The sequence below is a fragment of the Prevotella conceptionensis 9403948 genome (assembly GCF_000312305.1).
Lineage (GTDB): Bacteria > Bacteroidota > Bacteroidia > Bacteroidales > Bacteroidaceae > Prevotella > Prevotella conceptionensis.
Genome location: NZ_HE999448.1, coordinates 1 through 8797, shown reverse-complemented (window position 1 = coordinate 8797; position 8797 = coordinate 1). Strand labels below are relative to the sequence as shown.

The window sequence follows — 8797 nt, the reverse complement described above, 5'->3', positions numbered from 1 at the left end:
GCTTACGACACCAACAAACTCACCTTCACGGGCAACGACACGGGCACAAACAACCTGGTGTTCAACGCCGACTACATGCGCTATGCCGACTATGCGGGCACGTACAACCTTGAATACAAGAACGCCTCGGTACAGGTAAAGATGGTTGCGGCAGGCGACGGAAAGACCTATTGGATGGAAGGCTTGTCGCCCGACTTCAAGCTTACGTTCGTCTACGACAAGAAAACAGGAACGCTAACATGGAGCCCGGAGAAGATATACACCGACCCAAACAAGCACGAATACTGGATGTGCTCGTGGGATTCGGCCGATCCGGGGCAGATGTTCAAGTTCGACTTTCTGGGCTTTATCGTAAACAAAGACTTCAACAAGCCCGGCGTCTTCCTCACCTTCACATCCACTCTTGCAGGCTACATCAACCTCGACTCGATGATTATCCTCGAATATAACGGCACGAAGAGAGTGGGCGTGTCTACCACCCTATTGGTAAACGGCAGTGCCAAGATAGAATCGATTAAGGGTATGACCAAGATTTAAAAACAACCAATTGCAAATGGAAATGAAAAGAATTAAATTCACCGCCATCATTGCCTGCGCCCTCGTCTGCCTATTGGCAGCCTGCGGCAACGACGACATCACCAACGAGGTAAGCCAACACACGCTAAAAGTGGTGTCGGCAAACACATCCTTCGACGCGTTGGGCGGCACAGACAGCATCTATGTGAACGTAGATGCCGCCAAGGCCTATGCAATGGCACCCTGGGCTAAGGCCGAAACTAAGGGGAAACTTGTAACCGTAACGGCCGATGTGAACAAAGAAATGCAGTCGAGACACACAACGGTGGTCATTAAGTCGGCCGACGGCGACTCAACCATCGTCGCCATCGACCAGCAAGGCCCCGTTTCGCAAATCGACTTGCCCGAACAGATCGTTATGGGCGACAAAGCCGACACCCTTACATATAAGGTTAAAACCACGTTCGACATCAGCATCAAATCGCTAGACAGCTGGTTAACCACAACCTACGAGAAGGGCGAGGTGACCATCATCACCACCGAGAACAACGAAGGGCATGTGCGCACGGGCCAATTTGTGGTTGAAACCACGGTGGGCAAAGACACCATCAGCGTTACACAGATAGACCTGGACCGCGATGTGCTAGGCGAGTATTATCTGCAACTTACCGAAACAGACGAGAACCGCAAGCCCGTTAAAAACGCCTATGCGGTGAAGTTGTACAAGGAGAACAAGAAACTGATGCTCGCTTTCACCACCAACCCCTTTGCCTTCCCCGTTACGTTCTCGGCAAAGCAAGGTACGTTGTCTATTGCCGGCGGGCAATATGCGGGCATGTACGACAACGATTACGTCGCCACCGCAGTGGGTCCGCAAGACGGGCAAGTGTCTGTAAGTCCCGAAGTAACCATCTCTGGCCAGTTATTTTACAGTGCAGGGCTAGCCGCCAAAGTCAGTTCCTTGGAAGGAACGGTTTTACATTTCGGCACCGCTCCCGCCTTTGTGTTGGGCAGGTTCTCGTCTAAGGTCTTCGAAAACAAAACGTACAAGGGCTATCTGGTTTACGGAAACGACGCTTATCTGTTTAAACGCAAAAAATGAGCCGCGGCACACAACGCCACTTGTTGTGGCAAAACGCCGCCCAGCAACGTTTCTTTAAACCGCCCGAAAGAACTTTTTTAAATTTCTTTACCTATGCAAAGAGGGTCGATATAGCGTTATCGGCCCTCTTTATTTTGGGCATTACAACAAGGCACTTGGCGATTACCGCCAATTGGGCATTAGCAATTTGGACAGAAGAAAAACCAAATACCACACCTCTTAATGCAGCTTTGCCCTATCAGGAACAGGTCTTCCATCAAAAAGAATAGCTCCAACCTTTATCAGCAGAAACAACCATCTTTCACCTTTCCACCCTTTCACCGCTTTTCGATAACATACTCATAAAAGCCCCTATCGTCATACAACTTAATTGCAATAAGCTCCTTATCTGTATCCATAGCAACAGAAGGCGTTACGTTTAATGTATCGGGGCGTGCATTCTCAAAGCCATAATGCTTGGTTATGAGAACTTTTAAAAACCTCGTATTAAACTCGTTGACGAAATTAATATGAACAACACCTGGTCTCATCCGCATAGGTTTGTATGCTCTTGTCATTTCATAGTCATCTACGGCACATTCTTTAAGCATCCGCTCTAACACTTCGTTTGGCTCCCAAAAATGCAAGGTCAGCCGTGCTTTATGAAAACGATAGCTACATAACTTGTTGACCGTAAAATCAATTTTACGATTTAACGGCAACCAATCCAAGTCGTATGAAATCGCCACTATACCCTTCCTCCTCTTACGACTAAAAACTCTACTTAAAAGTTCCTCGTTATATATCGAGATATTTTGCATTTCGTATGTATGTTTAAATTTTCATCCATAGTTCCTACCCTTTATTTCTTGCCACCGTTAAGCACAGCTCTTGCTCACAAAACGATAGGCAGTGGTAATGACAAACGGCGCCCTTGCACCCTATCCATTCTCTTCTTTATCCCTTAACAAGCAACTGCTGTGAGTTTGTCGCCTAAACCAACAACAAGTAGTAACATACAGAGATAGAGTCTATCCCCCTCCTACTCATTTCGTCGAAAATTTAGTTCCGCTTGCCTCCTACACAGATGTATGCGCAAGAAAGGAACATGACAAGTAAAATTATCCTGGGTTTCATCTTTCCTTTTCCTTATTGGGATTAATTTCCTGCTCGTTTAGTTTCAGCAACAAATAGTCGAGCATTGAACCTTTATAGCCAGAATTCTTAGCTATCTTGTAGCGCAACGGCAGTTCACCTGGGAAAGACACAAGGATTGTTCTTAGTCCACTTTCACGAAAACTCTCAATTGCAAGTTTCAGCTGTTCTTCATACGTACGGTCAATATCTTCTAGAGCATAGCAAATAGGCATCCGCACCACATTTTGTTGAAAGTAGCTTTTAAGTTTACTTACCGCTTCCTCGTGTTGTGGTCGGGGCATTTCCCCACCAGCCTTTTTAACACTTAGTACATATCCTAAGCTGTCTATATTTAGCCATAAAGTCAAGCGCTGATTGTGTTCTAACATTTCTCGTACAGTATTTAGCCCCAAAACTGTCAACACCACTCGCCCGAATATTCTACAACTGCGAAAACCACAATCATTATCAATCGCCACCTGCCCAAAGCATGGCAGATAGAATGAAAGGAGAAATGCGATAACTTTTGCTTTCATATCATTAATGTTTCATTTGTAAGTGTTTAATCTTCTTTTTTGAAGGCATAGGGTTTAACCTCTTTTTCAGGGTGTGAGCAACGATTTCGTTGGCCACTAGGCGGGTTTCTCCGTGTAGGCTTTCTCCTTCTATTTCGCTTGTGTCCGTACATCAGTTGGCTCTAAGGCAAAATGATATGAAATATTCGGGCATTCAAATGTCACCAGCTCCCCCTTTTGTTTTTCCTTATTCACTCGCACTATAAATTTCTCATACGTATTCTTCCGCATAAACTCAATGTACTCAGAATGCGTGAACAATGTTAAGGTGTCACACTTGATACTCCACTTTAATGTATCTATGGGGCCGGTTTCATTCCAAGACAAAGCTATGCTTGAATCCTTAAAAGCTATTCTCCTACATCCACCGTTTCCACACGAAATTTGTGTACTTATCAGCCTTTTCTCAGACTTCTTCACAGGCGTTTTGTCTACATTCATAATTAAGGTATACTGGTAAGTCCATGTATAATCTCTCATAAGCTGGTACTTGCTAGAAACACCAGGCCAAAGCACGGCCAACAGCATTAAATATACACCATTCAACATGTTTCTCTCCTCCTTTCCTTAATGGTTTTCCTGTTCTTTCCACATCTTATTCTCATTATCAATTGCATTCCCCGTATCAGTTCCTGCATCTGTTTTGGGTGCAGCATGCCCCGCAAACTCATGTATACTATTCTTTTCTGTTGATAGGTTAATCATATCTACAAATAGGCGTATTGCGTTTCGTTGCCGTTGGCAAACTATATGCGCAGGGAGTTGTTGTGCAGGTCGCAGTCGATATGGAGGATGTGGCGCGTTATCATTCTAACCATACTATTTCTTGTCCATACGAACTTTCTTCTTAATCGGTATCTTCTGCTGGCTTATTCTCAGCAACAAATAGTCGAACTTTGAGCCCTCAAAGCCCTTCCTTTTATCAGCTTCATAAGGAAAAAACAAGCCTCCTGGGAAATTTGCACCGAATGTCCTCTCTTTCTTTTCGCTAAAGATCTTACGTGCCAACTTTAATTGGTCCTCACTCGATAGTCCTATGTCTTGAAGGACATAGCAAAGGGGGAACTGCACCATATTAGTTTGGAAGTACTCTCTGAGCTTATCCGTCATTTCCTTTACTTGGGTTTCGGGAAAGTTGCCTCTACCATTACGCACACCTAGCACATACCCAGCAGTATCAACATTCAGCGCAAGTAGAAAACGTTGACCACTATCCACCATTTTATGGACGAAGCTTGTATCAAAAACTTCGAGTATTACTTTTGCGAATATCCTGTTACTCCTATCAAAACAATCATCATCCATAGTGATTTGTGCCGAACAGAATAGCGGCAGCAAGAAAAACATTACTAAAATTTTCACCTTCATATCGTATGTTTTATTTACCGAATTCGTCTTTACTCTCATAAATCGAGGGCGTTGATTGTCTTTGTGTTGCAAAAAATAAAGCAAGGCAAACACGCCTTTCATATACAAAGTACTGGACAAATTTACAATAAAATTTGAAGAACAATCTCATTTTCTGGAGTAAAATTTGATTGTGTCTTGAAAAGTAAGCTATTGTAGGGTATTCAGTGCATGCCCTACAAGGTGAAAACAGGCTGTCAATGGCACATCTTTCCTGTATCATCATCCTTCGTCACAAGGAATCTCCCTTCACCTGTTTATGTGCAACATACTGGTTCGTAGAGGCAGGCTGCTTGGTGCTTATTGTGCAGCTTGCCATTAACATGATATGAAACAATAACAATACCGAACGAATGAAATAAGCACTTAGTGATATCACACAAGAGACTTTCTCTGACAAGGCGGAGTAAAAGTGGTTATCACTCGTTACAAATCTAAGCCTATGCAACCTTTACCTTTTATAATAGGCAAGCAAACAAGAGAAGAATTGTGGGACAAAGGTAACAAAAGTGCGTGAAAGCGTTTTAGTTGTCTTCGTAAGAAAGATGTAGCAGTAAGAAGTTATGGGTAGCCACGGCATTCAACCCCAATCGCCCAATAGAGCTTGAACGGACCCTGCTTGCTTGTCGGCATCTTACCATTGATATTCTTGAAGGCATAGTGGACTACGTCAAAGAGAATAAGACTGGCAAAATGCCGACAAGCAAACGAAAGATGGACAGGAAGGGGTGGAAACAACCCAAAATAATTTATTGGCGGTATAATGGCCGATTGAGGTTAAAGGGGTTCGCGGATAAGATTTGCTCACTGCAAAGTTATGTGATGTTGACGAAAGCACCGACAAGGGGATGTAACGTTTTGCGTACGAAATTTAACATTATGGCTGCGATTTTTGTGGCAATTCCGCCCTTCGCCCACATTTTTGCGAGTATTGCACCAACTTATTTGGGGCGAAACAGGGTGCGCATAGAGGTGGATAAATAACCATTGAACATTGTTTAAATATACGTCCTAGGCAGCACAGCACGCCTTTTGCAGCATAATTTGGGGCAAAATGCACCAAAACGCAGGGTAAAAAGCACCAAAACACAATGCAAAATGCACCAAAACGCAGGGTAAAAAGCACCAAAATGCAAGGTAAAAAGCACCAAAACGCAGGGTAAATTGCAGCAAACAGCAAGCCCGTTGCAAGAATATGCAGTGTAAAAAAGGGCTTAAAACCCTTTCGGGGGACTGAAATAACGTGCAAAAAGGGGCAAAATGATGCTTTAACCACTGCCGTTTTGGTGCTAAATGCAGAAAAAGTGGACGACATTTTTTGCGTGCGAGCGACAATCTAGAAGGGTAAAATGATGCAAAACGCCCTTTGGACCATCATTTTTTGATAGAAAACGAGGTGTGTAAAATGGTGACTGGCGGCTAAAAGCATACTTTTAGCGGTGTTTTGGAGCTAGGATGAGGCGGCAAGAAGAATAGGTTTTGTAAAATCAAAAGAATATGTTTAACATTTTAACTCAGGTGTGAAGTACGCCATTTTAATTGCCCAACGGACGACATAACGACTTACCAATCCACTTTACAGTCCTTTTTCCACCCCACCTTGCCACCATCACACCCAGCGCATTTGCAAAAAGCCACACACGCGCCGACAAACAGACATGCCACTTGGCACAATGGCAAGACACATCATTACGCCAGCTTTGAACAAGAATGTTCCCTAAAAAATTGGTAATTTCTCTATCGCTTTGCAACTTCATGATTGAAAATCAACAACTTACAAACACATACAGTAATGATTACCACTGACTAAGTTTCAGAGATATCTTGTATACAGTATGAGTTCTGCAAGAATTTAGAAGCCGACTTAACGAAAAACCTACACATCGACCCCACAGACAAGGGATATAAGCGCTTGCGAAACCGCAAAGGACGTTACCAGAAGCGTGCGCCACTTGCGTAGCAGGGTGTTAACACACTTTACGCGGAGGAGGGAACCTGTGTTTGTTAACGATACGCAGATGGTTTCTCATGTTCAATTCCGTATGGCTATAAGACATAGAATTTATCCCCCTTCGTATCTTTTGTGCTAAATTATATGTATCTTTGTGCTTAATAATTTACATGGCGTATTGGCGATTTGTGAAAGATTGATATGCCGCAGGAAGACAACTGATTAATAAATGCGAATCATGAATATCAAAGAATCCATACAAGTTAAAAATGTCGGTGCATTAAGGGATACTGGTGAGATAGAAATTCGTCCTCTTACTGTTGTAATTGGCAGTTCCGCAAGTGGTAAGAGTACCCTGATGAAATTAGTCATACTGATGCGCTATTTATATAAGCGCGTCAATATCCGCGCTTACTTGAAGAACAGTTCGATTGATAACAAGCTTTTTACTATTCGCTTCAAAGACAGCCTGCGTGACGACATGAAGAATTTGTTTAAGGATGGCTCTTATATCCTTTATCGCGTAGAAATAAATGGCAACACTTACGAACTTAAATACGACAAGGGTATTTTTTCATACGATGACAGCATTGCAAATGAGGATATTGTCTTTGCCAAGGATGTATGGGTGTCTGAGATGAGAAGTGCTATCCCAGCTTTAGTTAGCAAAGGCACCCTTGCTAAGAATACAAGCCTTGGTTTCTTCTTTGATGAGACGCTGAAAGATTTTGATGCTGCCACTGATACAATCAAACACTTTGATTTGGATTATGTGGGGCTGAAATTGGATGTGCAAAAGGGAGGTAACAACCAAAAGAAATATGTGTTAACTCCCAACGACGACGCCTATGAAGCCTTTGAGTTTCGTCATGCGTCATCAGGAATTCAGACAACAATCCCGCTAGTAGTTATGACCAAATATTTCTCAACGGAGTTCTCATTTAAAAAGGCACAAGAGAGAAGCATCATTCAATATCTTTTTGAAAAGGATCTGACCACCAAGTACAGACCAGAAATGGAGATTGCAGATATGCAGAAGGTTGTACAACTACATATCGAAGAACCTGAGTTGAGCTTGGATCCAAACTCACAACGTAGTTTGATTGACTCTTTGGTGAAGGATGCTTTCCATAATAATGCCGCAGACAGAGCCGTTTATTTAATGTTGGCGACTCACAGTCCATATATCCTCAATCACCTGAATGTACTACTCCGTGCAAGTTATTATGACAATGGTCGTAGTTCTTGGCCTTTCATAAAACCAGAGAACGTCATTGTGTACAGAACGGTTAATGGTGGCTTGATGAATCTGATGGCTACAGACGAAGACACCCACGAGGATGTGATTAACACGCTTGACCTGTCGGAAGTAATTGAAGACATCTATAACGATTACGAAGCTTTGGGAGGGAGCAACGTATGAGTACGCTCTGCGATTTCCTGAAAAAAGATTATTCTGCCCATTTCGGAATAACTTGGGATGACAACACCATGCTAATTCACAAGGAGTGTCCTGCAAGTGTCGTTTTTGAAATTAGAGACCAGCAGCCCACCATCGTACAACCCACGGGAAAGGGCGTTTCGGTCATCCGCAAAAGGGACTACTCCGTTGAAATTGTGGATTTTGAAGCGTTTTGTAAAACAATACATGGCAGGAACAATGCTCCCAAGTGCTGTGATTTTATCATTTCGCCAAATGTTGGTGAAGAGTTTATTGTGTTAAATGAACTGACAAATACAGAATCTAAATACATTTTACCCTTTGCCCAGAGTGCCACTGGTACACAACAAACAGGTAAACTAGCCTATGCAAGAGAACAGCTTGAAGCAACCATAGAACGTATTTATGAGGTTGGCAACGTTCTTGATAGTTATGATAAAAAAGTAGCCTTGTTTTCTTGCAGATTGAGTGATAAGAAAGGGGTTCATCCAATGGCGAAATCAGCTCGCCAATTCAGTCGCCCAATAATGAAACTTGAAAAAATGAAACTTCACGAAACCCTTCCCCATGGATTTGAATTCGTTATGCGGGTGCACAATAAGGAATATGAATTATAAAAGGCAGGAATAAAAGAGGTTTCTCTGGCATTGACTGTCAATCTGGTGTGAGAAGAAATGTAAGCATCCAAT

Annotated in this window: 8 protein-coding genes and 2 pseudogenes; 6 read left to right on the top strand and 4 right to left on the bottom strand. The window is 42.9% G+C overall.

Features of this window, described 5'->3' with window-relative positions; genetic code table 11:
- The 3 genes and pseudogenes from BN93_RS09465 to BN93_RS09455 all read left to right on the top strand — a co-directional run.
- A pseudogene (locus tag BN93_RS09465) lies at positions 1 to 537 on the top strand (DUF4302 domain-containing protein); the annotation flags it as partial.
- Between the two features lie 16 nt (positions 538 to 553).
- The gene (locus BN93_RS09460; RefSeq protein WP_019188092.1) at positions 554 to 1618 is read left to right on the top strand and encodes a BACON domain-containing protein; all 1065 of its coding nucleotides are present in this window, start codon (positions 554 to 556) and stop codon (positions 1616 to 1618) included.
- Entirely contained in the window at positions 1615 to 1887 is a 273-nt protein-coding gene (locus tag BN93_RS09455; protein WP_019188091.1) for a hypothetical protein, read from the top strand. Before BN93_RS09460 ends, BN93_RS09455 begins: the two co-directional genes overlap by 4 nt.
- Positions 1888 to 1935: 48 nt before the next feature.
- On the opposite strand, the gene BN93_RS09450 is transcribed toward BN93_RS09455, so the two are convergent.
- From BN93_RS09450 to BN93_RS09435, 4 genes are all read right to left on the bottom strand, one after another.
- Positions 1936 to 2418: a hypothetical protein gene (locus BN93_RS09450; RefSeq protein WP_019188090.1), complete on the bottom strand. Its 483-nt coding sequence runs from the start codon at positions 2416 to 2418 to the stop codon at positions 1936 to 1938.
- Between the two features lie 312 nt (positions 2419 to 2730).
- Positions 2731 to 3270 carry a hypothetical protein gene (locus BN93_RS09445; protein ID WP_019188089.1) on the bottom strand — a complete coding sequence of 180 codons (540 nt, stop codon included), beginning with the start codon at positions 3268 to 3270 and terminating at the stop codon, positions 2731 to 2733.
- A 606-nt stretch (positions 3271 to 3876) separates the two neighbouring features.
- Positions 3877 to 4014, bottom strand: coding sequence for a hypothetical protein (locus BN93_RS18620; protein WP_019188087.1), 138 nt, complete (start codon positions 4012 to 4014; stop codon positions 3877 to 3879).
- Positions 4015 to 4128: 114 nt separating this feature from the next.
- Positions 4129 to 4677, bottom strand: a complete 549-nt coding sequence (locus BN93_RS09435; protein ID WP_157462788.1) for a hypothetical protein — start codon at positions 4675 to 4677, stop codon at positions 4129 to 4131.
- A gap of 1858 nt (positions 4678 to 6535) precedes the next feature.
- Here BN93_RS09435 and BN93_RS19165 point away from each other — a divergent pair.
- The 3 genes and pseudogenes from BN93_RS19165 to BN93_RS09420 all read left to right on the top strand — a co-directional run.
- Positions 6536 to 6658, top strand: a pseudogene (locus BN93_RS19165) (IS982 family transposase); the annotation flags it as partial.
- A 247-nt stretch (positions 6659 to 6905) separates the two neighbouring features.
- A complete protein-coding gene (locus tag BN93_RS09425) occupies positions 6906 to 8090 on the top strand; it encodes an AAA family ATPase (RefSeq protein ID WP_232211156.1) in 1185 nt (394 codons plus the stop codon).
- Positions 8087 to 8725 (top strand): hypothetical protein, encoded by a 639-nt coding sequence (locus BN93_RS09420; protein WP_019188083.1) that lies wholly within the window; start codon positions 8087 to 8089, stop codon positions 8723 to 8725. Before BN93_RS09425 ends, BN93_RS09420 begins: the two co-directional genes overlap by 4 nt.
- Positions 8726 to 8797 lie beyond the last annotated feature (72 nt).

Excerpts from the sequence above, each read along its gene's own strand:
- BN93_RS09425 (WP_232211156.1), top strand. The coding sequence starts at position 6,906 with ATGAATATCAAAGAATCCATACAAGTTAAAAATGTCGGTGCATTAAGG.
- BN93_RS09450 (WP_019188090.1), bottom strand. The coding sequence starts at position 2,418 with ATGCAAAATATCTCGATATATAACGAGGAACTTTTAAGTAGAGTTTTT.
- BN93_RS09445 (WP_019188089.1), bottom strand. The coding sequence starts at position 3,270 with ATGAAAGCAAAAGTTATCGCATTTCTCCTTTCATTCTATCTGCCATGC.
- BN93_RS09455 (WP_019188091.1), top strand. The coding sequence starts at position 1,615 with ATGAGCCGCGGCACACAACGCCACTTGTTGTGGCAAAACGCCGCCCAG.
- BN93_RS09460 (WP_019188092.1), top strand. The coding sequence starts at position 554 with ATGGAAATGAAAAGAATTAAATTCACCGCCATCATTGCCTGCGCCCTC.
- BN93_RS09435 (WP_157462788.1), bottom strand. The coding sequence starts at position 4,677 with ATGAAGGTGAAAATTTTAGTAATGTTTTTCTTGCTGCCGCTATTCTGT.
- BN93_RS09420 (WP_019188083.1), top strand. The coding sequence starts at position 8,087 with ATGAGTACGCTCTGCGATTTCCTGAAAAAAGATTATTCTGCCCATTTC.
- BN93_RS18620 (WP_019188087.1), bottom strand. The coding sequence starts at position 4,014 with ATGATTAACCTATCAACAGAAAAGAATAGTATACATGAGTTTGCGGGG.